Below are 23,396 nucleotides of genomic sequence, written 5' to 3'. Positions count from 1 at the left end.
CACAAGAGCGGCTTTTTCGTATCTGAGCGATTACATCATGTGTTTACGACGAATATCGAGTAGGGCAAAAATACCAAAAATCAGGATTGAATATTTTTCCCAACTGCTCATTTTTATTTTGTCGCCAAATGCACCAATGAAGATGGCCATTTGTAAACCGTGCATGATGAACAAAAAAGCGGTCATGATGTATAGCGCAATCGCGGCATTGCCGGGAAAGGGCATAAAAATATTTAGGATTAATACTAACCAAACAAAGGCGATAGCCGCTTTGGCCAGCATAATTAGTGCTTTCATTTAAGTATCCTTTTAAATCGAGGCGTTATGCGGAGGTACGTTCGTACAGACGATAGCTCACTTGGCCTGCTGTTTTTTCTCGATGTAATTGCCAGTTTTCTGGTAAGTCGGCAATATTGAGTTCTTTTTCTGTTTCAATATAAATCATCGCATCTTCCGCGAGCCAGCCATTTTGTTCTAGCAGAGCCACGGTCTCATCCAATAGACCTTTGCGAAACGGTGGGTCAATAAACACCACATGGTGAGCAGAACCCGGTTGCTTCAAAAAACTCAGTGCGTCGGTATTTACCACTTGGATGTTGTTCGCGTTAAGAGAGGCAACATTCTTTTGTAACTGTTGGAAAGCTTGTGGGTTTAGCTCAACCATGGTCACTTGCTCTGCTTGGCGCGAAGCTGACTCAAATCCCAAGCCGCCAGAGCCAGCAAACAAGTCGAGACATTTTGCCTGTGGTACATCTTGAGCTAACCAGTTAAACAGCGTTTCTTTGACGCGATCTGTCGTGGGGCGTAAGCCTTCAGCATCGTGTACAGGAAGTTTTCTGCCTCTCCATAAGCCACTAATAATGCGAACAAAGCCCGTTGTTGGCTTTTTTTGTGATGAGTTTTGCTGGCGACGTCTTACCATAGATTTTTTGACCGCTAATAAAGTGATACTATATCTAATCGCCCAAGCAATGAGCTTGGAGATTGGATACAGCCCAGAATATTCAAGATGACAGAGTGTAACACTAATAAGATTAGAATTACCTAATCGGAAAGTTTTCAGAACTTTGTCATTAGCCTTTTTTAGACTGATAATAATCTTGTCAAAAAAGAGTCATTAATAGATAAAAGAACAATCTAGGATAGCCCCAGATGACGGAAAAAAAGAAGCGCGGATTACTTTCGTGGCTAGGTTTTGGTGACGAAGAACAAAGCCCAAAACCAAAAACTGAAGAAACAGTAAAAGAAGAAGCAGTGGAAGCGCCTTCTGAAGAGCAGCAAACCGAAGCGGTTGCTGAGCAAGCGGAAGCAACGCCAGAACTTGAAGAAGAAGCGAAACAATCAGAGGCTGCCCCAGCAGAAGCAGAAGCAGAAGCAGAAGCAGAAGCAGAAGCAGAAGCAGAAGCAGAAGCAGAAGCAGAAGCAGAGGAGCCAGAAGTCGTATCGGCCGCGCCTCGTGTTCAAGAACAAGAAAAGCCAACAGAAAGCTTTTTTGCTCGTCTTAAACGCAGCCTAAGCCGAACAAAAGCAAATATTGGTGCTGGCTTCTTCGGTCTGTTCAGCGGTAAGAAAATCGATGAAGACTTATTTGAAGAGCTAGAAGAGCAACTGCTTATTGCTGATGTGGGCATGAATACCACAACAAAAATCATCAACAACCTGACAGAAAAAGCCACACGTGGCGATCTGAAAGACGGCGAAGCCCTTTATGGTTTGTTGAAAGAAGAAATGGCTGAGATTCTTTCTAAAGTTGAACAGCCACTAGAAATCGATAGCAACAAAACGCCTTACGTCATCTTGATGGTGGGTGTAAATGGCGTGGGTAAAACCACGACCATCGGTAAGTTAGCGAAGCAGTTCCAAACTCAAGGCAAAAAAGTGATGCTTGCAGCGGGCGATACTTTCCGTGCCGCAGCGGTTGAGCAGCTACAAGTGTGGGGTGAACGTAATAATGTTCCTGTGATTGCTCAACATACTGGAGCAGACAGTGCCTCTGTTATCTATGATGCGATTGAAGCGGCAAAAGCACGTGGTGTGGATGTGGTGATTGCTGATACAGCAGGTCGTCTACAGAACAAAGCGAACCTAATGGAAGAGCTGCGTAAGATTGTACGTGTGATGAAGAAAATTGATGACTCTGCACCACATGAGATCATGCTAACGCTTGATGCAGGTACAGGACAAAATGCCATTAGCCAAGCGAAACTTTTCAGTGATGTTGCCCCTCTAACCGGGATTACTTTGACTAAGCTGGATGGTACAGCCAAGGGCGGCGTAATTTTCGCTATTGCTGATCAGTTCGGTATTCCAATTCGTTACATTGGTGTGGGTGAAGGTATCGAAGACTTGCGTCCATTTGAAACTCAAGAGTTTATTGACGCACTGTTTAGTCGTGAAGAATAAAAAGAGTTAGAGGAAATCAACGGTGATCAAATTTCAGCAAGTAAGCAAAGCTTACCGAGGTGGTCGACAAGCACTGCAAAAAGTCGATTTTCACCTGAGGCGCGGTGAAATGGCGTTTTTAGGCGGACATTCCGGGGCTGGTAAAAGTACCTTGCTGAAATTGATCTGCGCGATAGAGCGACCAACCGATGGCAAAATCCATTTTAATGGCCACGACATCACGCGTATTCCAGGCAAAGACATCCCTTTTTTGCGCCGCAATATTGGGATTGTTTTTCAAGATCATCGCCTATTGATGGATCGCAGTGTGTACGACAATGTCGCTCTACCAATGCGTATCGAATCGATTTCTGAAAACGAAATCAAACGCCGTGTTTCTGCGGCGTTAGATAAAACGGGCTTACTCGATAAAGCTCGTTGTCTACCTAGTCAACTTTCTGGTGGTGAACAGCAGCGCGTCGGTATTGCCCGTGCTGTGGTTAATCGACCAACGTTGCTGGTGGCTGATGAGCCTACGGGTAACCTTGACCCAGAATTATCCAACCGTGTGTTGCGTCTATTCGAAGAATTTAACCGTGCGGGCGTGACTATCCTACTTGCCACGCACGATGTGGGGTTAGTAAACACTCGCCCACAGTATCGTCATTTTGAATTGAACCAAGGCTTCCTAAGTGAGGTAGAAGACTATGGCAGGTAACAAGCACTCCCAAAAGAAGGGGAAAGGCCGCAGTGCCAAGCGTGCGAATACCGATGGTTTTTTCTCTGTCCACGCAAAACAAGCTAAATCCTCTTTTAGCGCCTTATGGCAACGACCACTAGGCAACATTCTGACTCTAGCGGTCATCTCCATGGCACTTGCCATGCCAGCTTGTTTGTATCTATTGGGGAAAAACGTTGCGGGGGCAGCGGAAGATGTCGCTTCTCCTTCACAAGTTAGTGCTTACTTAGTTGAAGGCATGCCGGATGCACGAGTGATGGTTCTCAAAGATCAAATTGAAACTTGGCCTTTGGTAAAAGAGGTAGAATATATTTCACCGCAACAAGGTCTATCTGATTTAAGCCAATATGCAGGGTTCGACCAAGCTATCAGCCTTTTAAGTGGCTATGCGCTACCTGGTGTGTTGGTGATTACGCCAGATTCGGAGCTAAAAAGTGATATTCAGTCATTAGCCAAAGACGTTCGAGAGCAACAAGATGTGACCGACGTGAGACTTGACGAAGACTGGCTGGCGCGTCTTGATGCCATCAAAACTCTCGCGAGTATTATTGTCATTACCCTGACAGTGCTGATGCTCGGTGCGGTATTTTTAATCGTTGGCAATACATTGCGATTTAATGTGCTGGCGAATAAAGAAGAGATTCAAACCATGAAACTGATCGGTGCGACGGACAGTTTTATTCTGCGCCCTTACTTGTACACAGGTATGTGGTTTGGCGTGTTAGGTGCCACTATTGCGTGGTTGGTAACGGCTTTAGTGACCATTGTCATGAATAGTGCGGTGGAAGACCTTGCTGCGTTGTACGATAGCCAGTTCCGCCTGATTGGTCTAAGTTGGGATGAATCTTTGTTATTAATCATCATTGGGAGTCTTTTGGGATGTATTGCGGCGCGTTTTTCTGCGCAACGACATTTAAAAGAAATTGAACCAGTTTAAGTGATGGCGGTCTTATTACTTGGATTTCATTAGCACTAGCTAATTTTGAACCCTTGCTTAGACCAAATGTTTATGGATAATTGCTTCCCCTTCTTGAAACTTGTTCATTTTGAGTTCAAGATATCGAAGCTAAATTGCAATGTAATGCTCCAGATCAGAGATTGATGAGGAATTGAATGACAAAAGAAGCGTATCCGATGGCTCTAGTCACGCAAGATAGCCTTGATAGCTATATTCGCTCAGTAAACAGCTACCCAATGCTGACTGCAGACGAAGAGCGTGAGCTGGCAGAACGATTACACTATAAAGGTGAGATTGAGGCTGCAAAAGGTCTAATTCTTTCGCACCTACGATTCGTTGTTCACGTTGCTCGTGGTTACTCTGGCTACGGTTTGCCAATGGCGGATCTTGTGCAAGAGGGTAACATCGGTCTAATGAAAGCCGTTAAGCGTTTTAACCCAGAAGTAGGGGTTCGCTTGGTTTCTTTCGCTGTCCACTGGATCAAAGCAGAGATCCACGAATACGTGCTACGTAACTGGCGTATCGTGAAAATTGCGACCACTAAAGCGCAACGTAAATTGTTCTTCAACCTGCGTAAGTCGAAAAAGCGCTTGGGTTGGTTTAACAACGGTGAAGTAGAAACCGTTGCGCGCGAGTTAGGTGTTGAGCCTTCTGAAGTTCGCGAGATGGAATCACGCTTAGCGGCGGTGGATTCAACCTTTGATATGCCAACTGATGAAGACGACAGCTCAAACGCTTACACAGCGCCGATGCTATACCTAGAAGACAAATCGTCTGATGTGGCCGACAACATTGAAGCCGCCAACTGGGAAATGCATACCAACAATCGCTTGGGTCATGCATTAGCGAGTTTGGATGAGCGTAGTCAGCGCATCGTGCGTTCTCGTTGGTTAGATGATGAGAAAGCAACATTGCAAGACTTAGCTGATGAGTTCGGTGTTTCTGCCGAGCGTATTCGCCAGCTAGAAAAAAATGCAATGAAGAAACTAAAATTGGCTGTGGGTGAATTTTAATTTCCACTGCTAATTGAAAGTAAGATTTTCATAGAAAGCCGAGATCATGTGATCTCGGCTTTTTTATTGTCGATCGAAAATCGATAGCGTTTGCGATCCGGATTTTATGTGCTACCTGTGTATAACTCTGTGAAGTAATTATTTATCAACTGTTCGAAACCCGGACAAAATAAGGGATTCAAGCACTTTTCCATCTGGGGATAGTTATAGATATACACACAGTTAGATCAGGATCATCACTACATATTGTGGATCAAAAGATCCAAATACACTTTATCAACGCAATTCACAGCTTTATCCACAAATGGTTGGAATGTGTACACTTTTGAAAAGCCTGATTATCCATGTGTCTAAGTTTGCCGTTGGATAGGTTACAATAGCGGCAGTATACCCAAGCAGCTTCAAATATGGATTTTATGCTGTACCACGGGTGCTGATTAGTACGTTAGGTTCGAGGTTGCTTGGGTATATTAATAAGACAATGAGAAAGTAAATGGATCAGTTTAAGCATATCGATGTACAAGGTGCGCAAGCGCTGCTCGAGCAGGGTGATGCGAAGCTTGTAGATATCCGTGACCCTCAATCGTTTGCCGTTGCACATGCGGAGTCCGCGTATCACTTAACTAACGATACGATCGTTGCGTTTATGGATGAAGTGGAGTTCGAACAACCTATTCTAGTGATGTGTTACCACGGTATTAGTAGCCAAGGTGCGGCGCAATATTTGGTTAACCAAGGCTTTGAACAGGTGTACAGTGTAGATGGTGGCTTTGAAGCCTGGCATCGAGCAGAACTACCGATAGTGAGAAGTTAATGAAGAGATTGGTAACGTTAAATAATCCACGTATGGCGCAAGCCTTTATTGATTATATGGCCTCTCGCCAAATTGACATCGAAATGATGCCAGAAGGGGATGGGCAATTTGCGCTGTGGCTGACTGATAGCCAGCATGAAATAGAAGCGGAAGCCGAACTTAAGCTGTTCCTTGCTAACCCGTCTGATTCAAAATACAGCGCCGCCTCGTGGGACGTTGCCGATACTCGTAAGAGCACATTTCATTATTCCAGCCCGAGTATCATGAGCATGGTCAAAGCGAAAGCTGGCCCCATGACTTTACTGATCATGACAGTCTGTATCATCATCTACTTGTTACAAATGTTTGGCTTTGGCAATGGCGTGTTTAAGTTGTTGCACTTCCCGGCTTTTGAGGGGCAACAATGGCAAGTGTGGCGATGGCTAAGTCATGCGTTACTGCACTTTTCAGTAACTCACATCGTGTTTAACTTACTATGGTGGTGGCAGTTGGGTGGCGACATCGAACGTCGTCTCGGTTCCGGTAAGCTATTGCAACTCTTTGTGGTGTCGGCAGCGCTTTCAGGGGCTGGCCAGTTCTATGTTGAAGGGGCTAACTTCGGCGGCTTGTCTGGCGTGGTCTATGCACTGCTTGGTTATTTGTGGATATTGGGTTACCGCTTGCCACATTTAGGCCTTACGCTACCCAAGCCAATTATCGTCTTTATGTTGGTATGGTTAGTTCTTGGTTTTGTGCAGCCATTTATGGCGATTGCAAACACCGCTCACTTAGTTGGGCTACTGTCGGGGATGGCGATTGCGCTGTTTGATTCAGGCAAGATGAAATACCAACAGCAAGCCTAAAGCAGATGAAATGAAAAGACCGCTTAAGAGCGGTCTTTTTTTATGTTCAAAACGGATTTGGGTTTATTGATAAAGGTATTTTGTAAACAACAAATCGGCAATGATGGTTTTACCTGTTTCAGGCAAAAGCGTTTCGTTGAGGGTCGTCACTAAGGTTTTGCGCAGATCTTCTCGGCCAGACAGGGACTTAATCGTATCTTCTGTTTGCTTACCCAGTAATTCAATCACTGCATCGCGAATCAAAGGTTGGTGATGCTCAACAACTGATAAATCTTGTTGACTCATTACCATGATGTCGATGCGCACTTGCACATAACCTAACTTTTTGCCTTTGGTATAAAAGTTAGTAGTGAGGTCAGGCTCTAGGGTAAAGTATGCCAACTTAGGTCCAGCTTCTTCCGTTTCAGCCCAACTTGGTGCGGCGAATAGTATGGTTAACGCAAAAATAATTTGGGCTATATAACGTTTGTACATATTTCTAACTTTTCTTTCTCTGGATCGCGATATTCGAATCGCTTCAGTCTTGATACAATGGGCCGTCTATAACAAATAACGGAACTTACGGTTACATACATTACTATGGACGGTAAGTTGTTGCTTTATTGTACGCATAAAGCCTCCAATTGAATACTAGTATGAATCAGCCAACATCACTCTATCTTGCTTCTTTATTGGAAGTAGAGTGGCAAAACCCCGAAGAATTCGAATTTCCAAATGAATTTGCCAAGCACTGGCTTGAAGAGCAAGGGTCTTTGTCACGTCGTTTAAAACAGCACTGCCAAGCGTTAACGGTAGAATTGCTACAAAATCAGATCGTCACTGCAGCGACATTAAAACAGGACGAAAGCCAGTTATTGTCCGAACAAGATTGCTTACTGAGAGAGGTAATTTTGTGCGGTGACAATAATAACTGGGTTATTGGGCGGACATTGATTCCTCGTTCAACCTTAGTTGATCAGCAGTATGATTTGGCTCAACAAGGGGATATCCCATTAGGACTAACTGTGTTTAGCGCAGATAACGTTGAGCGGGACTCTTTGCAAATGGGATGGGTAGCCGTACCAGAAGGACGTTTGTTAGCACGACGCTCAAGGTTGTGGATGAATCACAAACCGATGCTAGTCGCCGAGTTATTCTTATCTAATTCACCAGTTTACGCTAAGGAGACAGTGTAAATGTCCGCAGAAAAAGCCAAAGCATATTGGCAACTGATGCGCATGGATCGCCCGATTGGTTCACTGTTACTGATGTGGCCAACGATTTGGGCGCTAATTATCTCAGCCCAAGGGATGCCAAGTTGGGATGTATTCATCGTGTTTGTATTGGGTGTTTTCCTAATGCGTAGTGCGGGGTGCGTGATTAATGATTTTGCAGATCGCAAAGTCGACGGCCATGTAAAGCGTACTAAGCAACGTCCACTGCCATCAGGGAAAGTGACAGCAAAAGAAGCGATTGGATTATTTTTGGTTTTGGGTATCAGCTCGTTTTTGTTAGTGCTGACCATGAACCCGCTGACGATTCAGCTATCCTTCGCTGGCATTGTGTTGGCGTTCATCTATCCATTTATGAAGCGTTACACTCATATTCCACAGCTATTTTTAGGCTTGGCTTTTAGCTGGGCGATTCCAATGGCGTGGGCTGCACAAACTGGGGAATTACCATTGATTGTTTGGTTTTTGTTCCTCATTAACGCTTTGTGGACCATTGCGTACGACACTCAATATGCGATGGTAGACCGAGATGATGATCTAAAGATTGGCATTAAATCGACGGCAATTCTGTTTGGTCGTCATGACAAGCTTATTATTGGTGTGTTGCAACTTATTACACTCGCGATGTTGGTTTGGTTAGGGCAGTTCTACCAATTGGGACAAAGTTACTACTGGACCCTTTTGATTGCAGCGTCGTTGTTTGTTTATCAGCAGCACTTAATTCGTCACCGTGAGCGTGAGTTGTGCTTTAAGGCTTTCCTTAACAACAATTATGTTGGCATGGTGATAGCGATAGGGTTACTGGTCGCATTTTGGTAAGCGAAGAAATAGAAAAAGGCATCCGATTGGATGCCTTTTTTCTTATTGGAAGAAGGTAAAACGGTTACGACCGAAGTTGGTGAATACTCTCTTCGATCGTCAGTTTCACTTCTGGATAAAGCAGAGTGAACAGTAGCCGTGCAAATTGCTGCGTTTTCTTCGTGTCACAGTTACCATCGTTATCGAGGTATTTTTGCTGTTTGAGCGTATTGAACATCGCGGTAAACACACCTTTATCGAAGAATTCTGGCGCATTAATACCGTGCAAACGCCCTAGGCGCTGAGCAATATCTTGGCTCTTCTGCTCTAGGTCCGATTTACCGAGTTCAGGGTAAGCAACAAGCAAGTTCATCGCGATAGAGTAGCGTTGCAGCGTTTCAGTTATCGTTCGACCTAACAGAACCAAAGGCTGGTTGTTCGATTGATTGATCTCTAGCTTATCACCATCAAGACTAATCATTTTCTGATCGGCAAATTCATGCAGTGTTTTAACGACCAATTCATCTAACTCGTCTTCTTGGTAACTTAAGAACAGCTCTTTCTTCAAGAATGGGTAGATTTGCGCGACATTCGCTTGAATCTTGGCTACCGAAAGGTTGCGCTGACGAATGAGCATTTGGGCAATTAATGACGGCAGAGCGAACAAGTGAATGATGTTGTTGCGATAGTAAGTCATCAGGATCGATTGGCTACGGTCCAGCGAAATGATGTCACCCATGCTATCGGTTTCAATCACGAACTTATCAAGCGAAATTGCATGATCGACCAACTCCTCAGCACTTTCGGTAGGGATAGTGGAGGTGCTTGAGTACGGGTTATTTTTGAGTAGCTTTAAGTAACACTCGATCTGATTGATCAGCGAGTCACGAGAAAGTGCACGTTGACGAGAAGCAAGCAGTGCGGTTGCACACAAGGTCAACGCGTTTGCTGCCGCCGCATCATTGATGTGCGTCATCATCTTATTAGCAAGGTCGTTGACCACAGGATTCATCCATTGTGGTTTGTTACCACCCATGCTGTCGATGTCTTTCGTCCACTCAGGAGCATGCTCGTTCAAGTATTGGTTGAGCTGAATTGGCTCACCGAAGTTCACATAGCCCAAACCAAAGTTACGCAGTTTACGCAGAGTACGCAGTACAAGCCCTGCGTTTTCTTTCTCTTTGCGTTTGCCACGCAGCTCTTTCGCGTAAGTGCCTACTTCCATTACGTGCTCGTAACCGATGTAGACCGGCACTAGTGTTACTGGGCGGTTTAGACCACGTAGCATTGCTTGGATGGTCATAGCCAGCATACCCGTTTTCGCTTGCAGTAAGCGACCTGTACGTGAACGACCACCCTCACTGAAGTACTCGACTGAATAGCCTTTGGCAAACAGCTCAGCTAGATACTCACGGAAAATGGTTGAGTACAGTTTGTTGCCTTTAAAACTACGACGAATAAAGAACGCCCCACCACGACGGAAAAGAGGACCGGCCGGGAAGAAGTTCAAGTTAATGCCTGCCGCAATGTGCGGAGGCACCATGCCTTCATGGTATAAAACATAAGACAAAAGCAGGTAGTCCATGTGACTACGGTGACAAGGAACGTACACAATTTCGTGGCCGTCTTGCGCTAAACGACGCACAGTCGAGGCGTTATTGATGTGCAAACCTTGGTATAGTTTTGTCCATAACCAACTCAGGATGCGGTCGCCGTTTTTCACCAGACTATAGGAGAAGTCGGCAGCGATTTCATCCATGATGTCGTGGGCTTCTTTACGTGCCTTATCAATCGAGATGTTTTTGCTCTTGGCTTCGTCAGCAATCGCCAGTTCAATAGCTGGAGACTTTAGTAAACGAGCAAACAACACTTGGCGTTGTGGCAGGTTTGGGCCTGAAGCAGCCAGTTTCTGGCGTGAGAAGTGGATACGCGCCACGCGAGCCAGTTTGTGCGCAATTGCGCTGTCGGTACCGTGGGAGTCTGCCATATAACGCAGAGATACCACGGGACTAAAGCGAACTAAGCAGTCGCGTCCCGCCGCCATTACCGCTTTGGCTTTTTGCGGACCATTCATCGGTTGAAGGTAAGGCTTTTGGTTCTCTTCTTTACCTGGCTTACGACCCCAAAGCACGGTTGCAGGGATCATTTGAACATCCAACTCACTATCCAGCTTGTGCAGTTCCAGTAAGTCAGTGAACAGAGAAACAGAATCGGTTGGGACATCATTATCGTTGTTCATCACAGTTGGACGCGCAGCGATAAAGACGAAACGGTTCAGCGTTTTGCCATTGATTTCCAGCGGGCTGAGCGGGTCGGGTAGACCAAGGCTCATGGCTTGTTTTTGCAGTGTCAGCAAATCCACGTTCGAGCGGAACGGCAGGGCATATACAATCGGTTTAGTTAGGTCGATGTTCAGATCTTCAATCGGGTTCGACGGGATTGCGGTGCCCTTTACCAGTACCGATAAAGGTAGTTTTAGTAATGAACGTGAAAATGATTGTCCAGAAGACATAAAGTTCACAGCCTCAATAGGTATTCAAACAGGCCTAACCTTATTTCAGTTTCCGCTTTGCATGTCTTCTCTATAAAAAGAGATGAGTACGGCAATAGAAATAAGCCTAGGCGATAAAATTTAAGCGCTGCAAGGATACCAGAAACTGGTCAAACCTTTTAATTTTATTGGCTGTAAATTAGTCGAACCCCTAAGTTATTGCTTTGACTTGATTAACTGAAAAGTCGGTGTTTTAAACGAATAAAGAATGAACTTAATTGGTAAGCTGAAAGCTCCCCACAAATAAATTAAAAAACAACCAATTGGGTTTTCATTTGAGCATTTACTGGATATACTCACAGTTAACTGTATAAAAAGACAGGTGAGACATGAAGCCGTTAACGCCACGCCAACAACAAGTCTTCGATTTGATTAAAAGTAAAATCGACGACACCGGAATGCCACCAACTCGTGCAGAGATTGCGCGTGAGCTTGGCTTCCGCTCTGCGAATGCCGCAGAGGAACACCTAAAAGCGCTTGCTCGTAAGCAAGCAATTGAAATTATTCCAGGCGCTTCTCGTGGGATTCGTATCCTGCTTGAAGACGCAGCCAATGATGAGCAGGGTTTGCCATTGATTGGTCAAGTTGCAGCGGGTGAGCCAATTCTGGCTCAAGAGCACGTAGAGGCGCACTACCAAGTCGATCCTGCGATGTTCAAACCGCAAGCGGATTTCTTACTTCGTGTAAATGGCGAGAGTATGAAAGACATCGGGATTATGGATGGCGATTTGCTCGCGGTGCATAAAACCCAAGACGTGAGAGACGGTCAAGTTGTCGTTGCGCGTGTTGATGATGATGTGACTGTGAAGCGTTTGGAGCGCAAAGGTTCAACCATATTACTGCATGCTGAGAATGAAGAGTTTGCCCCAATTCAAGTGGACTTAACGTCTCAGCACCTTACGATTGAAGGTTTAGCCGTTGGTATTATTCGTAATACCGATTGGATGTAAGTGTATTTAAGCAGCCCAGTTGATCTGGGCTGTTTTGTCTTTTCTCTTTTTCTACTTCCTCCAAAAGCTTGCTCATCATCTTAACCTTGTTTTTTTTGACCAATTTATAAGCTTGATAATGTAATTGATATTTATTATCATCTTTATTAATGTCTATGTTTTCTCTCTGGCGCAGGAAATGCCCATGTCTCAGTCTAAACATCAAGTTCCTAACCATTTATTAAAGCCACTGTTATTGCGTAGCCGTGAAAGCATGGTCGACAATGGCTTGGTGTACGATCCGATAGCTGCTAAAGCGTGTTTGAGCTGTAAGATGGCGCCGGACTGTTTGAGTGGTGATATTGCGCAGAAGCAATTGCTGCACGTGACGCTGACTCAGCTTTGTGACCAGCAGGTTAGTCACTTCTTACAGCAGTATCCCGATGCTTGGATAATCAATGTCGGAGCGGGGCTGGATACCCGCTTTTATCGTTTGGATAATGGACGCTGCCATTGGATAGAGTTGGATGTGACGGAAAATTTGGTATGGCGTCAGCGCTTGTTCCACAAAAATGAACGCTATGAACATCGCTGTGGCAGTGTGGATGAAATGTCGTGGCTAGAGACGTTAGCCATTCCAGAGCAAGCACCAGTACTCATTTTATGTGAAATGGCACTGCTCGATTGCACAGAGCGCCAAGTCGCGAAATTTATTCAAACCTTGGGTCGACATTTTGTTTCTGCTGAACTGTGTATGGTGCTGGCAGGAGATTTAACGGAAACCAAGTGGGGGCAAAAGCTTGGCTCTGATCGTTATGCTCATGGCTTTGAAGCGCCTGCAGCACAGATATTGCAATGGTTACCATGGGCACAATGGGTGAAAGCTTTCTCGCCATTCGATAGATTCTGTTCTCGTTGGAAAGCTTGGCAGCGTTGGCTTAATAAGATTCCAATGTTGAAGCATCGCCTCACGCCAGTCCTCGTTCACATCAAGTGGTAATTGGCTAGTCGTTAAGCGCTCAGGTACACTCGTCGATCTTACTGATGAGGTGCCTGTGACAAATTCAATCTTCTCTCCTTTATCTAACCCAAAAGTTCATCGCCAAGTCTTAGCTTTAGCGATACCTATGGTGCTGTCGAATATTACTGTTCCATTGCTCGGTTTGGTCGATGCTGCGGTGATTGGTCATCTAGACCACGCTTGGTATTTGGGTGGTGTTGCGTTGGGCAGCACCATGATCAGCGTGACGTTTTGGCTGCTTGGTTTTTTGCGTATGTCGACTACTGGGTTGGCGGCGCAGTCCTATGGGGGTGAAGACCGAAAGCAACTTGCCTTGGTGTTTATGCAAGGCTCACTTATGGCGCTGCTGTTTGCGTTAGTCTTCCTTATTGCCCATACCCCGATAGCTGATTTGATCTTTGGCTGGAGTGACGCCAGCGCAGAGGTAAAACACTACGGCATGCAATATTTCTCTATCCGTGTGTGGAGTGCCCCCGCAGCACTAATGAATTTTGTGTTGTTGGGGTGGCTGCTCGGAACGCAAAATTCCAAAGCACCAATGTGGATGGTGATCATCACCAATGTCACCAACATCGCTCTCGATTTGTTATTTGTGATGGGCTTAGGTTGGAAAGTTGAAGGTGCTGCGCTTGCATCCGTGATTGCTGATTACTCAGGCATGGCGTTTGGTTTGGTCTGCGTGTGGAAGACATGGCAAGCACGTCAGTTGCCGTCACCCAAGCAATTACTTGCTGACACTCAGCATGGGTTAGGGCGCTTCGTGAAATTGAATCGCGATATTTTCTTGCGCTCTTTGTGTCTGCAAGCGGCTTTTAGCTTTATGACGTTCCAAGGTGCGAGCTTTGGTGATGAGGTTGTCGCTGCAAATGCGGTTCTGATGAGCTTCCTGATGATTATCTCGTATGGCATGGATGGCTTTGCTTACGCAATCGAGGCCATGGTCGGGAAGGCGATTGGTGCCAAAGATAGGCAACAATTGAGTGCATCGCTTGTCGGCACTTTCTTTTGGAGTTTGGTTATTTGCTTAGGACTGACCGCGCTCTTTGGTTTGGCGGGATCGCAGTTGATCGCCATGATCACTTCAATTGAGGTGGTACAACAGCAAGCAGCGGTGTATCTACCTTGGCTGGTGGTGATGCCACTTGCGTCGATGTGGTGCTTTCTATTGGATGGCATTTTTGTCGGTGCAACCAAAGGCAAAGACATGCGCAATAGTATGTTTGTCGCGACCAGCAGTTTCTTCGTTGTCTTTTACTTATTCGCCGAGTGGGAAAATCACGCGCTGTGGTTTGCAATGATGAGCTTTATGTTGATGCGGGGTATTGGTTTAGGGGTTATCTTTCTCTACCAATGGCACAAGGATACCTTCCTAACACAATGTTGATATAAAAACAGCAGGTCCAAGCCTGCTGTTTTTCTGTCTGCTATCAAGAAGCATAGATTAGAACAAGCGGTTCAAACCATTCAACGCAGCGACACGATACGCTTCGGCCATTGTTGGATAGTTGAAGGTGGTATTGACGAAATACTCGATGGTATTCGCTGAGCCTTTTTGCTCCATAATGGCTTGACCGATGTGGATAATTTCCGCAGCACGTTCGCCAAAGCAGTGAATCCCTAAAATTTCTTTGGTTTCACGATGGAACAATATCTTCAAGCTGCCGATGTCTTTCCCTGCGATCTGTGCACGAGCTAGATGCTTGAACGAAGAGCGTCCTACTTCATACGGTACTTTCGCAGCTGTTAGCTCTTGCTCGGTTTTACCCACAGAGCTAATCTCTGGGATGGTGTAGATACCCGTTGGAATATCATCAATCAGGTAGTTTTCTGCCTGACCTTTCGTAATGGCTTGTGCGACAAATCGCCCTTGGTCATAAGCGGCGCTTGCAAGGCTAGGGTAACCGATGACATCGCCTACAGCGTAAATGTGTTCGATATCGGTTTGGTAGTTACGGTTTACTTTTAGTTGTCCGCGAGAGTCCGCTTCCAGACCCACTGCACCCAAATTCAACTTATCGGTGTTACCTGTTCGACCATTCGCATACAACAAGCAGTCTGCCTTCATCTTCTTGCCAGATTGTAGGTGAATAATCACGCCATCTTCTGTGCCTTCGATTTTTTCATAGGTCTCATCATTACGAATTACTACACCGCTGTTCCAGAAGTGGTAAGACAGCGCATCTGACACTTCGTTATCCAAAAACTCCAACAAGCGGTCGCGGGTATTGATAAGGTCGGTTTTCACTCCAAGGCCGCGGAAGATAGAAGCGTATTCACAACCGATAACGCCCGCACCGTAAATGATGATATGGCGAGGGTCGTGTTTCAGGCTCAAAATGGAATCACTGTCGTAGATGCGCTCATGCAAGAAATCTACGTCGTTAGGCTGATACGGGCGAGAACCCGTCGCGATGACAAACTTATCCGCAGAATAGATTTCTTCTGTACCGTCGCTTTGCATCACTGCAATTGAGTAGTTATCGATAAATCGCGCGGTTCCGAACAAAAGTGTGCATGAGTTACGGTCATAAAAGCCCTGACGAAGTCGAGTTTGCTTATCAATGACCGATTTAGCATGACCTAAAATGTCAGAAAATGTTGCATGAACGCTGGTGTTGTTTCGACAAAATAGCGGGTTGCTATTAAATTCGATGATGCGGCTAACGGCATGACGCAGTGCTTTTGATGGAATGGTACCCCAGTGAGTACAACCGCCGCCGACACTGCTTTCTTTCTCGACAATGGCAACATTCAGTCCCGCTTTGGTTAATCCCATTGCAGCCCCTTCTCCGCCAGGGCCACTACCGATTACGATCACGTCATAGTGATTAACATGCGCCATGATGCCTTCCTTGTTATATTTGCTTAACATTGCTTTAGCGCGATTTTAACTCATTTACTCTATTGGTACACGTAATGCCTGTTAGAGAGTGGAAGTGATCACGCAGAATCGACCAAAAGGGTGATTTGGTATGTTGTATGTCTATAAATTGCATCGAGAACATTGCAATTAGATGCATGCCAATAGTAACGTTCTCGGCGCTCAGAGCGAGCGAAGCAACATATCTTTCTCCGTAGGAGCAAATTGCGTTATATTGAGGCTCTTGTACCCTACAGAAAAAGAGCAAGTTAAGAATGAAATCGATGGGAATCCGCGCACAGCAAAAAGAGAAGACACGTCGATCATTGATCGATGCGGCATTTAGTCAGTTAAGTGCGGATCGCAGCTTTTCCAGCCTTAGCTTGCGAGAAGTCGCCCGAGAGGCAGGGATTGCACCGACTTCTTTTTACCGCCACTTCAAAGATATGGATGAGCTAGGCTTAACCATGGTCGATGAAGGCGGTTTGCTACTACGTCAACTGATGCGTCAGGCGCGTCAACGTATTGTGAAAGAAGGTAGCGTAATTCGTACCTCGGTCGAAACCTTTATGGAATTCATTGAAAGTAGTCCGAACGTTTTTCGTTTGTTGTTGCGTGAGCGCTCCGGCACTTCTGCTGAATTTCGTACCGCTGTTGCTCGAGAAATCCAGCATTTTGCGGCAGAATTAACCGAGTATTTAATGAGCACCGGCGTGACCAGAGAAGAGGCGTATACTCAAGCAGAAGCGTCTGTGACTTTGGTTTTCAGTTCGGGGGCTGAAGCTTTAGATTTAGATCGACGTGAGCGCGATGAACTCGCCGAGCGATTGATCATGCAATTGCGAATGATAGCCAAAGGGGCCTATTGGTATCGCAAAGAACGTGAACGTAACCGATTAAAAGGCGGGATAGAATAATGTCGAATGGAAATAAATCTGAAAAGAAAACGCTGATTTTGGCACTGGTTGCAGGTATGTGTGGTGATGCTTTGTTGTCATGGTTGACCATGAGTGAAGTATCGTTTTCAATCTTCCCATTGATTGCACTCGTACTGGCTGTACAAGCTCTTTACCAAGAGTACCTAAATAATCCGGTATCAGAAGATATCCCATTAGTTGGCTTGGCGTGTTTCTTCGTAGGTGCGTTTGGTCACTCTGCGTTTATTAAAGCGCAATACCCAGAAGCAGGCTCAAACTTCTTTGCGATCATGGTTTCAATGATTTTACTCGCATGGATTGGTAAGAAGCTAGGTTTTGTCAGCAAGAAGACTTCTGCGGAATAAGCAAAACGAATCAAATTAAAAAAAGCGAGCCATTGAGCTCGCTTTTTTTGTATTTGACGCGGTGGGTTACGCTTTGCGTTCCAATAGCACGCCCGCTTCCATGTGGTGGGTATAAGGGAATTGGTCAAACAGAGCAAAACGCGTTACGTTGTGTGTTTCGCATAGAGTGTCCAAGTTCTCTTTTAGAGTCTCAGGGTTACAAGAGATGTACATGATGCGCTCGTAACCTTGCACCATTTTACAAGTATCGACATCCATCCCAGCACGTGGTGGGTCGACAAAAATCGTATTGCAGTTGTAGCTCTTCAGATCTACACCTGCATCTTGTAGACGACGGAATTCACGCTTACCTTCGATCGCTTGAGTAAATTCCTCTGCTGATAGACGTAGGATTTGTACGTTATCAATCTTATTGGCAGCGATGTTGTACTGTGCAGATACCACAGATGGCTTCGCTAGCTCAGTTGCCAGTACGCGGTCGAAATTCTGTGCCAACGCCAGCGAGAAGTTACCGTTACCACAGTAAAGTTCTAGTAGGTCACCAGTGCTTTCTTGGGTACAGTCGACCGCCCATTCCAGCATCTTCTCTGCGACTTTGCCGTTCGGCTGAGTGAAGCTGTTCTCTACTTGTTGGTAGATGTAGCTTTGACCATTTACATCGAGCTTCTCGATCACGTAGTCGCGGTCTAGGACAATCTTCATCTTACGAGCACGACCAATGATGTTTAGATTGAAGCCTTCATCATTTAAACGCTGTTTAAGGGCTTTCGCGTTTTCAATCCACTCTTCATCAAGTTGGCGATGGTAAAGGAGTGAAACCAGAATCTCACCACTTAGCGTCGATAGGAAATCCACTTGGAACAGTTTACGACGTAGTGAGTCGTTGTCTTTCATCGCTTCAACCAATAGCGGCATCAAATCGTTGATCAGACGGCTGGCTGCTGGGAATTGGTCTACGCGGTATTTCTCACGAGTCTCTTGGTTGAACATGATGTAGTACAGGTCTTCACCTTCATGCCAAACACGGAACTCAGCACGCATACGGTAATGCTGCTCTGGTGATTCAAACACTTCCAGTTCTGGCACGTTGTATGGCGCGAACATATCAGTGAGACGTTCGACTTTTTCAGCCAGTTGTTCTTGGTAGCGTTGTGGGTTTACATCAAGAGTAGCCATGATCTTACCTTTTATGGTGCATTCAATTTAAGAGCGCAGATTTTATTCAATCTCAATAGGATGTCCAGTTTTGTACTGGAATTGATTTAAAGATAGTGCGTACAGGCAGAGTAGAAAGCAAAATCAATCAAAACGTTACAACTTCTAAGGGCAATATTGGCTGGACAAATAATCAATAGCTGAATAATATTTGCCTCAAGTTGGTGCTATCTAGCAATCTAGATGGCTGAAATGGGAATCTGGTGTGAATCCAGAACTGACGCGCAGCGGTAAAAGAGAACGAACGCTCATCAGACACTGCATTAGTTTATGTGGGAAGTCGAGCAAGTAGGCGGTACACCCGTGCTCTTGAGTCCGAATACCTGCCAACAACTGAGCCACAGCACTGGACTGTCATGATGACAGGGCTCGGAAGGAATTACGCGATTTAGGACAATACAATGAGAAAATCCGCACTGGCGATCACTTTGGCATCGCTGCTTTCACCTGTCTCTTATCTACAGGCCCAAGAAACCTCCACTGACGAAACCATCGTTGTTACTGCAAACCGTTTTGAGCAAGCCGAAAGCCGTACGTTGGCAGATGTCGAAGTAGTTACTCGACAAGACATCGATCGCATTCAAGCGAAAACCCTACCAGATGTATTGCGTCGCCTTACCGGAATTCAAGTTTCACAAAATGGTGGTCGTGGTCAGTTAGCGTCTTTATTTGTTCGTGGAACCAGTTCCGACCAAGTTTTAGTACTGGTTGATGGCGTACGTTTTGCACGAGCAGCGAAGGGCGCTGTGGACTTTAACCAAATCCCACTTACTTACGTTCAACGTATTGAGTACGTGCGTGGTGCGCGTGCGTCACTTTACGGCTCAGAAGCGATTGGTGGCGTGATCAATATCATCACCATTGCGCGTGCTGACGAAGAAGGAACGAAGTTAAGTGCGGGTTTAGGCAGCTTAGATTACCAGGAATTGAGTGTGGCATCTGGTATTAAAGTCACAGAGAGCGGCCAGCTAAATATCGCGCTTGGTAGTGAAAGTGATGATGGTTATAACGTTCGTCCTGTACTGGGAGTTAATGACGGCGATCGCCATGGCTTTGATACAAAGAATGGTCTGCTAGGTTACGTGCACAACTTCAATGACCAGTGGTCTGCATTTGGTAACCTACGTGCTTACGAAAATGTTTATCAATATGACAGCAGCTACGGCAGTCGCGGTTACTACGAAGCAGAAAAAGACGATCTTTCTGTCACTCTGGGCGGTAAGTATCAGTCTGATAATGTGATGTCAGAACTGCAAGTAACGGCACAGAAACAGAAGTCTTGGAACTATGAGCAAGCAAAAGGCAAACACTCAGGTACTGAAGATGAACTTGAGCAGCAAAATGTCCAGTGGACCAACAGTTACTTGCTAAACAACAATACGACGTTGGCTGGTGGTATTGATTGGCGCAACGAGTCTTATAAAGACAAGAGTGCGAATAAAACGTTTGATCGGACTAATGGCGCTCTGTTTGGTATGGCAACCACTAGTATTGATAAAGCAATGCTCGAGGGCAGTGCTCGCCTTGATGATAACGAAGAATACGGTAGTGAGTTCACTTACAGTTTAGCGGCTGGTTACCAGTTTGTACCAGAGTTTGGGGTTAAAGCCTCTTTTGGTACTGCGTTTAAGGCTCCAAACCTATATCAACAGTATGACCCAACATACGGTGAGAAAGATCTGAAGCCGGAAGAGTCAGATGCTTGGGAGCTAGCATTCAGCGGTGATGTCCAAGGCGTTTTTTGGTCCGTAACGGGTTATGACTATAAAATCACGAATCTTATCGATTACCATCCAACCACATACAAATATTTGAATGTCGATGGTGAAACACATATCCAAGGTGTGGAGCTTGTTGCTGAGTTTGATACAGGGATTGTGCAGCACCAGTTGAGTGCAGATTACAAAGATGCTGAAGACGATAAAGGGCATCAGTTGCAGCGCCGCGCTAAAGAAATGTATAAGTGGAATGCTTTAGTGAGCTTCGATAAAGTGGATTGGTCGGTTAGCTATCAGTACGTCGGTAAGCGTTCAGATGTGGATTACAGCACTTGGCCTTCACAAGATATTACGCTTTCTTCTTACTCGTTGGTTGATACGGCGGTGACTTACTATCCGAATGAGTCGACCTCTATTAGCGCTCGTATCGATAATCTACTTGATGAAGAGTATGAGATGGCAAAAGGTTACCCCGCTGCAGAGCGAGCGTACTATATCAACGTTGGCTACGAATTCTAATCGTGAATGAGCACAAACCGCCTTCGGGCGGTTTTTAATATTTTGTGGTGGAAAATCGAATGAAGAAACCCAAGCGAGTGGTGATCAGTTGGTCCAGTGGTAAAGATTCGACATTAACGCTTGAGCGCCTTAACGAGAATCCAAATTATCAAGTTGTCGGTTTGTACACGACTTACGTAGGGAAAGAAGTCCCTTTCCAAGCAACTCCGCTTGAAGTCGTACAAATGCAAGCAGACTTACTTGCGCTTCCGCTCATTACTATCGAGCTACCTGAAATCTTTCCAAGTAACGACATTTATCAATCGACCATCGTTAATGCATTACAAAGTAGTGGTCTGAACATAGAAGCTGTCGCATTTGGTGATATGTTTTGTAATGGCATTGCCGATTACCGACGCAGCTATATTGAACCTGTTGGCTGGGAATGCGTCTTTCCTCTATTAGGGGAGAGCAGCGAAAAACTAGCGATGGAAATCATAGAGCGTGGTATTCAAACGATGTTAATCACCATCGACGGAAGAGTTCTCCCTCCAGAATGGTGTGGTCGCTGGTATGACAAAGCCCTAATAGAGTCATTACCAAGTCAAATTGATCCCTGTGGGGAAAATGGTGAATTTCACACATTGGTCACGTCTTCGCCATCTTTTCAAGGACATATCGAGTTGACGAAGCGAGATGTAGAATCTGGAGATAGATTCAGCCGTCAAAGATACCATGCTAAAGCATTGCCAAAACAAATCTACGCAGTATGATCGCAACGTTTCTGTTCTTTAGGTAAGGCTCGTGCGAGTAGCAAGTAAGAAAAAAGTCCTAGTTTTTGACTCCGGTGTTGGTGGCCTTTCTGTATTCCAAGAGATACATCGCCTATTGCCCCAGCTAGACTACTTATACTTATTCGATAATCAGGCTTACCCTTATGGTGAACTCGATCAGGCTGTACTCATTTCACGAGTTAACCAACTGGTCTCTTCATTAGTCGAAGAACACCAAGTCGACATTGTTGTCATTGCTTGCAACACGGCGAGCACCATAGTGCTTCCTTCCTTACGCGAAAATTTATCGATTCCCGTTGTTGGTGTTGTCCCTGCGATTAAACCCGCATCGCTTTTAGCATCAAAAGGAGTAGGGCTGATCGCCACTCCGGCGACAGTAACACGCCAATATACTCACGAGTTAATACGGGACTTTGCGCAAGGTAAACCAGTTGAGCTGGTGGGATCAACTCGCTTGGTAGATATGGCCGAAGAGAAATTGCGGGGCAACAGCGTTTCTCTCGACGAACTGACAAATATCCTGCTTCCCCTTCGCGATAAAGTCGATGTTGCGGTGCTCGGTTGTACTCACTTCCCTTTAATCAAAGAGGAGATTCATCAAGCTTTGGGTGGGGACGTTACTTTAATTGATTCAGGCGCAGCGATTGCACGTCGAGTAAAAGCATTGCTATTAAGTGATGAAATTGAGGATACAGAAGAGGGAAGTAAGTCGATTTATGCCAGTGCAACTCCTTGGCAGGAAGATGCACTGAACATTTGTTTAAAGAAGCTAGGTTTTAATCCTGTTCAGGTTTACCACCATCCGGATGTTTAGGATCGTTCGCAATTCTCACTTTTAGCGTTCTCTCCATATATTCCTTTTCATTAAGTTTAGCGATAGCTGGCTTGGCATCTGCCGCAGCCATCACTACAAAACCAAACCCTCTTCTTTTTCCAGTACGCTTATCTTTCATTAAGCGTACCGCATAGACCTGTCCATATTCAGCAAACAAATCGCGAACATGACTCTCATTGGCCTTATAAGGAAGGTTGCCGACATACAGCGTTTTAGTTGAAGGATCAGGATCCGAAGATTGAAGAACAGGTGTTTTGCTAGAAAATGAAAAAAGAAAAGCAGTAGCGATAACACCAATGAGGAAGCTCAAGGCTGGTGGGATGATGAATTGAGAGAAGATGATTCCCCCAACGATGGCCAGCCCAACACATAAAATCAGATTTTTTTTAGACGTCATTTTAATTACTACACATAGTGATAAAGAGATCGATTGTCCATTAACAGAATAGACACATGAATCTTACGTATATGGTTGGTGTTTTTCCAACCAATTGCTGTGATATGTCTCAAATGTGACGAAGAAATATGCAAATATCGCACTTTTGGATAATTTGTGACCGGTTGGTTTTTTATTTGCAAAAAACGCTTGTACTAATTTCTCAACCCCCTATACTGCGCATCCACCGACACGGAGTGAGACGAAAGTCACACAGCAAGTCGAGAAGAGAGAAAAAAGAATTTGAAAAAAATGCTTGACTCTCTCACGGTGTGAAGTAAGATACGCCCCCCTAACGACGAGCAACTAAGTTGCTGAAAATGTTAGAAAAGCTCTTTAAAAATAAGAACCTATCAATCTGTGTGGGCACTCGTTGATGATAATCCAATTAGATACCTCGGTATCAAATTAGGTTTCAATGAAACGAAGTGACCATTGAATCTTCGGATTCAGCACAGTCAATTCAAACATTACTTATGTAATGTTCAGTATTCATTGAG

23 protein-coding genes and 1 riboswitch are annotated in these 23,396 nt (G+C 45.2%); of the genes, 16 read left to right on the top strand and 7 right to left on the bottom strand.

What is annotated here, in order from left to right; translation table 11 throughout:
- Positions 1-30 precede the first annotated feature (30 nt).
- Complete coding sequence (locus tag R7Z10_RS21870; protein WP_005378704.1) at positions 31-297, bottom strand: DUF1145 domain-containing protein; 267 nt, start codon at positions 295-297, stop codon at positions 31-33.
- 25 nt (positions 298-322) lie between these two features.
- Positions 323-922 carry a 16S rRNA (guanine(966)-N(2))-methyltransferase RsmD gene (rsmD, locus tag R7Z10_RS21865; protein WP_005378702.1) on the bottom strand — a complete coding sequence of 200 codons (600 nt, stop codon included), beginning with the start codon at positions 920-922 and terminating at the stop codon, positions 323-325.
- 230 nt (positions 923-1,152) lie between these two features.
- Between rsmD and ftsY the strand changes: the two genes are divergently transcribed.
- The 6 genes from ftsY (at position 1,153) to glpG (ending at position 6,748) form a co-directional block, all read left to right on the top strand.
- Positions 1,153-2,403, top strand: coding sequence for a signal recognition particle-docking protein FtsY (gene ftsY, locus R7Z10_RS21860; protein WP_115386362.1), 1,251 nt, complete (start codon positions 1,153-1,155; stop codon positions 2,401-2,403).
- 22 nt (positions 2,404-2,425) lie between these two features.
- Complete coding sequence (gene ftsE, locus R7Z10_RS21855; RefSeq protein WP_005378697.1) at positions 2,426-3,100, top strand: cell division ATP-binding protein FtsE; 675 nt, start codon at positions 2,426-2,428, stop codon at positions 3,098-3,100.
- Positions 3,090-4,058, top strand: coding sequence for a permease-like cell division protein FtsX (gene ftsX / locus R7Z10_RS21850; protein ID WP_005378695.1), 969 nt, complete (start codon positions 3,090-3,092; stop codon positions 4,056-4,058). Before ftsE ends, ftsX begins: the two co-directional genes overlap by 11 nt.
- A gap of 176 nt (positions 4,059-4,234) precedes the next feature.
- The gene (gene rpoH, locus R7Z10_RS21845) at positions 4,235-5,092 is read left to right on the top strand and encodes an RNA polymerase sigma factor RpoH (protein WP_005378693.1); all 858 of its coding nucleotides are present in this window, start codon (positions 4,235-4,237) and stop codon (positions 5,090-5,092) included.
- Positions 5,093-5,585: 493 nt separating this feature from the next.
- Positions 5,586-5,906 (top strand): thiosulfate sulfurtransferase GlpE, encoded by a 321-nt coding sequence (gene glpE, locus R7Z10_RS21840; protein ID WP_005378691.1) that lies wholly within the window; start codon positions 5,586-5,588, stop codon positions 5,904-5,906.
- Complete coding sequence (gene glpG / locus R7Z10_RS21835; RefSeq protein ID WP_017636076.1) at positions 5,906-6,748, top strand: rhomboid family intramembrane serine protease GlpG; 843 nt, start codon at positions 5,906-5,908, stop codon at positions 6,746-6,748. The genes glpE and glpG overlap by 1 nt, the downstream gene beginning before the upstream one ends.
- 63 nt (positions 6,749-6,811) lie before the next feature.
- Here glpG and R7Z10_RS21830 read toward each other — a convergent pair whose 3' ends face one another.
- On the bottom strand, positions 6,812-7,222 hold the full coding sequence (locus tag R7Z10_RS21830) for a flagellar basal body-associated protein FliL (protein ID WP_005378687.1): 411 nt from the start codon (positions 7,220-7,222) through the stop codon (positions 6,812-6,814).
- A 161-nt stretch (positions 7,223-7,383) separates the two neighbouring features.
- Between R7Z10_RS21830 and R7Z10_RS21825 the strand changes: the two genes are divergently transcribed.
- On the top strand, positions 7,384-7,923 hold the full coding sequence (locus tag R7Z10_RS21825; protein WP_005378686.1) for a chorismate lyase: 540 nt from the start codon (positions 7,384-7,386) through the stop codon (positions 7,921-7,923).
- On the top strand, positions 7,924-8,778 hold the full coding sequence (gene ubiA, locus R7Z10_RS21820; RefSeq protein WP_005378684.1) for a 4-hydroxybenzoate octaprenyltransferase: 855 nt from the start codon (positions 7,924-7,926) through the stop codon (positions 8,776-8,778).
- 64 nt (positions 8,779-8,842) lie between these two features.
- Here the strand turns inward: ubiA and plsB are convergent, their stop codons facing one another.
- Positions 8,843-11,269 carry a glycerol-3-phosphate 1-O-acyltransferase PlsB gene (plsB, locus tag R7Z10_RS21815; RefSeq protein ID WP_033907264.1) on the bottom strand — a complete coding sequence of 809 codons (2,427 nt, stop codon included), beginning with the start codon at positions 11,267-11,269 and terminating at the stop codon, positions 8,843-8,845.
- A gap of 368 nt (positions 11,270-11,637) precedes the next feature.
- Between plsB and lexA the strand changes: the two genes are divergently transcribed.
- From lexA to dinF, 3 genes are all read left to right on the top strand, one after another.
- Positions 11,638-12,258 (top strand): transcriptional repressor LexA, encoded by a 621-nt coding sequence (gene lexA / locus R7Z10_RS21810; protein WP_005378682.1) that lies wholly within the window; start codon positions 11,638-11,640, stop codon positions 12,256-12,258.
- Positions 12,259-12,442: 184 nt separating this feature from the next.
- On the top strand, positions 12,443-13,237 hold the full coding sequence (locus tag R7Z10_RS21805; protein WP_005378679.1) for a class I SAM-dependent methyltransferase: 795 nt from the start codon (positions 12,443-12,445) through the stop codon (positions 13,235-13,237).
- 55 nt (positions 13,238-13,292) lie between these two features.
- Entirely contained in the window at positions 13,293-14,642 is a 1,350-nt protein-coding gene (dinF, locus tag R7Z10_RS21800) for an MATE family efflux transporter DinF (protein WP_017821292.1), read from the top strand.
- A gap of 57 nt (positions 14,643-14,699) precedes the next feature.
- On the opposite strand, the gene sthA is transcribed toward dinF, so the two are convergent.
- Positions 14,700-16,130, bottom strand: a complete 1,431-nt coding sequence (gene sthA / locus R7Z10_RS21795; protein ID WP_005389689.1) for a Si-specific NAD(P)(+) transhydrogenase — start codon at positions 16,128-16,130, stop codon at positions 14,700-14,702.
- 263 nt (positions 16,131-16,393) lie between these two features.
- Here sthA and fabR point away from each other — a divergent pair, with 263 nt between their 5' ends.
- Together fabR and R7Z10_RS21785 are read left to right on the top strand one after the other, a co-directional pair.
- Positions 16,394-17,035, top strand: coding sequence for an HTH-type transcriptional repressor FabR (gene fabR, locus R7Z10_RS21790; protein ID WP_005378632.1), 642 nt, complete (start codon positions 16,394-16,396; stop codon positions 17,033-17,035).
- Positions 17,035-17,400 (top strand): YijD family membrane protein, encoded by a 366-nt coding sequence (locus R7Z10_RS21785; RefSeq protein ID WP_005378634.1) that lies wholly within the window; start codon positions 17,035-17,037, stop codon positions 17,398-17,400. Before fabR ends, R7Z10_RS21785 begins: the two co-directional genes overlap by 1 nt.
- Before the next feature lie 66 nt (positions 17,401-17,466).
- On the opposite strand, the gene trmA is transcribed toward R7Z10_RS21785, so the two are convergent.
- Complete coding sequence (trmA, locus tag R7Z10_RS21780; protein WP_017636070.1) at positions 17,467-18,576, bottom strand: tRNA (uridine(54)-C5)-methyltransferase TrmA; 1,110 nt, start codon at positions 18,574-18,576, stop codon at positions 17,467-17,469.
- 184 nt (positions 18,577-18,760) lie between these two features.
- A riboswitch (cobalamin riboswitch) is annotated at positions 18,761-18,961 on the top strand.
- 55 nt (positions 18,962-19,016) lie between these two features.
- Here trmA and btuB point away from each other — a divergent pair.
- The 3 genes from btuB to murI are packed head-to-tail and all read left to right on the top strand — an operon-like array spanning position 19,017 to position 22,439.
- The gene (gene btuB / locus R7Z10_RS21775; protein ID WP_318105934.1) at positions 19,017-20,852 is read left to right on the top strand and encodes a TonB-dependent vitamin B12 receptor; all 1,836 of its coding nucleotides are present in this window, start codon (positions 19,017-19,019) and stop codon (positions 20,850-20,852) included.
- Between the two features lie 59 nt (positions 20,853-20,911).
- On the top strand, positions 20,912-21,604 hold the full coding sequence (locus R7Z10_RS21770; protein WP_318105931.1) for an ATPase: 693 nt from the start codon (positions 20,912-20,914) through the stop codon (positions 21,602-21,604).
- 31 nt (positions 21,605-21,635) lie between these two features.
- Positions 21,636-22,439, top strand: a complete 804-nt coding sequence (gene murI, locus R7Z10_RS21765) for a glutamate racemase (protein ID WP_005389694.1) — start codon at positions 21,636-21,638, stop codon at positions 22,437-22,439.
- Here the strand turns inward: murI and R7Z10_RS21760 are convergent.
- Positions 22,402-22,857, bottom strand: coding sequence for an RNA-binding protein (locus tag R7Z10_RS21760; protein WP_017636066.1), 456 nt, complete (start codon positions 22,855-22,857; stop codon positions 22,402-22,404). The genes murI and R7Z10_RS21760 overlap by 38 nt on opposite strands.
- Positions 22,858-23,396 lie beyond the last annotated feature (539 nt).

The sequence above is a fragment of the Vibrio sp. Vb1018 genome (assembly GCF_033338775.1).
In the GTDB taxonomy this organism is placed as follows: domain Bacteria; phylum Pseudomonadota; class Gammaproteobacteria; order Enterobacterales; family Vibrionaceae; genus Vibrio; species Vibrio alginolyticus.
Note: the sequence above shows the minus strand (reverse complement) of the source record. Positions and strands in the feature narration are given on the sequence as shown.

What these genes read in the sequence shown, in the direction of transcription:
- R7Z10_RS21870 (WP_005378704.1), bottom strand. Translation starts at nt 297, where the DNA reads ATGAAAGCACTAATTATGCTGGCCAAAGCGGCTATCGCCTTTGTTTGG.
- rsmD (WP_005378702.1), bottom strand. Translation starts at nt 922, where the DNA reads ATGGTAAGACGTCGCCAGCAAAACTCATCACAAAAAAAGCCAACAACG.
- ftsY (WP_115386362.1), top strand. Translation starts at nt 1,153, where the DNA reads ATGACGGAAAAAAAGAAGCGCGGATTACTTTCGTGGCTAGGTTTTGGT.
- ftsX (WP_005378695.1), top strand. Translation starts at nt 3,090, where the DNA reads ATGGCAGGTAACAAGCACTCCCAAAAGAAGGGGAAAGGCCGCAGTGCC.
- rpoH (WP_005378693.1), top strand. Translation starts at nt 4,235, where the DNA reads ATGACAAAAGAAGCGTATCCGATGGCTCTAGTCACGCAAGATAGCCTT.
- glpE (WP_005378691.1), top strand. Translation starts at nt 5,586, where the DNA reads ATGGATCAGTTTAAGCATATCGATGTACAAGGTGCGCAAGCGCTGCTC.
- glpG (WP_017636076.1), top strand. Translation starts at nt 5,906, where the DNA reads ATGAAGAGATTGGTAACGTTAAATAATCCACGTATGGCGCAAGCCTTT.
- R7Z10_RS21830 (WP_005378687.1), bottom strand. Translation starts at nt 7,222, where the DNA reads ATGTACAAACGTTATATAGCCCAAATTATTTTTGCGTTAACCATACTA.
- R7Z10_RS21825 (WP_005378686.1), top strand. Translation starts at nt 7,384, where the DNA reads ATGAATCAGCCAACATCACTCTATCTTGCTTCTTTATTGGAAGTAGAG.
- ubiA (WP_005378684.1), top strand. Translation starts at nt 7,924, where the DNA reads ATGTCCGCAGAAAAAGCCAAAGCATATTGGCAACTGATGCGCATGGAT.
- plsB (WP_033907264.1), bottom strand. Translation starts at nt 11,269, where the DNA reads ATGTCTTCTGGACAATCATTTTCACGTTCATTACTAAAACTACCTTTA.
- lexA (WP_005378682.1), top strand. Translation starts at nt 11,638, where the DNA reads ATGAAGCCGTTAACGCCACGCCAACAACAAGTCTTCGATTTGATTAAA.
- R7Z10_RS21805 (WP_005378679.1), top strand. Translation starts at nt 12,443, where the DNA reads ATGTCTCAGTCTAAACATCAAGTTCCTAACCATTTATTAAAGCCACTG.
- sthA (WP_005389689.1), bottom strand. Translation starts at nt 16,130, where the DNA reads ATGTTAAGCAAATATAACAAGGAAGGCATCATGGCGCATGTTAATCAC.
- fabR (WP_005378632.1), top strand. Translation starts at nt 16,394, where the DNA reads ATGAAATCGATGGGAATCCGCGCACAGCAAAAAGAGAAGACACGTCGA.
- R7Z10_RS21785 (WP_005378634.1), top strand. Translation starts at nt 17,035, where the DNA reads ATGTCGAATGGAAATAAATCTGAAAAGAAAACGCTGATTTTGGCACTG.
- trmA (WP_017636070.1), bottom strand. Translation starts at nt 18,576, where the DNA reads ATGGCTACTCTTGATGTAAACCCACAACGCTACCAAGAACAACTGGCT.
- btuB (WP_318105934.1), top strand. Translation starts at nt 19,017, where the DNA reads ATGAGAAAATCCGCACTGGCGATCACTTTGGCATCGCTGCTTTCACCT.
- R7Z10_RS21770 (WP_318105931.1), top strand. Translation starts at nt 20,912, where the DNA reads ATGAAGAAACCCAAGCGAGTGGTGATCAGTTGGTCCAGTGGTAAAGAT.
- R7Z10_RS21760 (WP_017636066.1), bottom strand. Translation starts at nt 22,857, where the DNA reads ATGACGTCTAAAAAAAATCTGATTTTATGTGTTGGGCTGGCCATCGTT.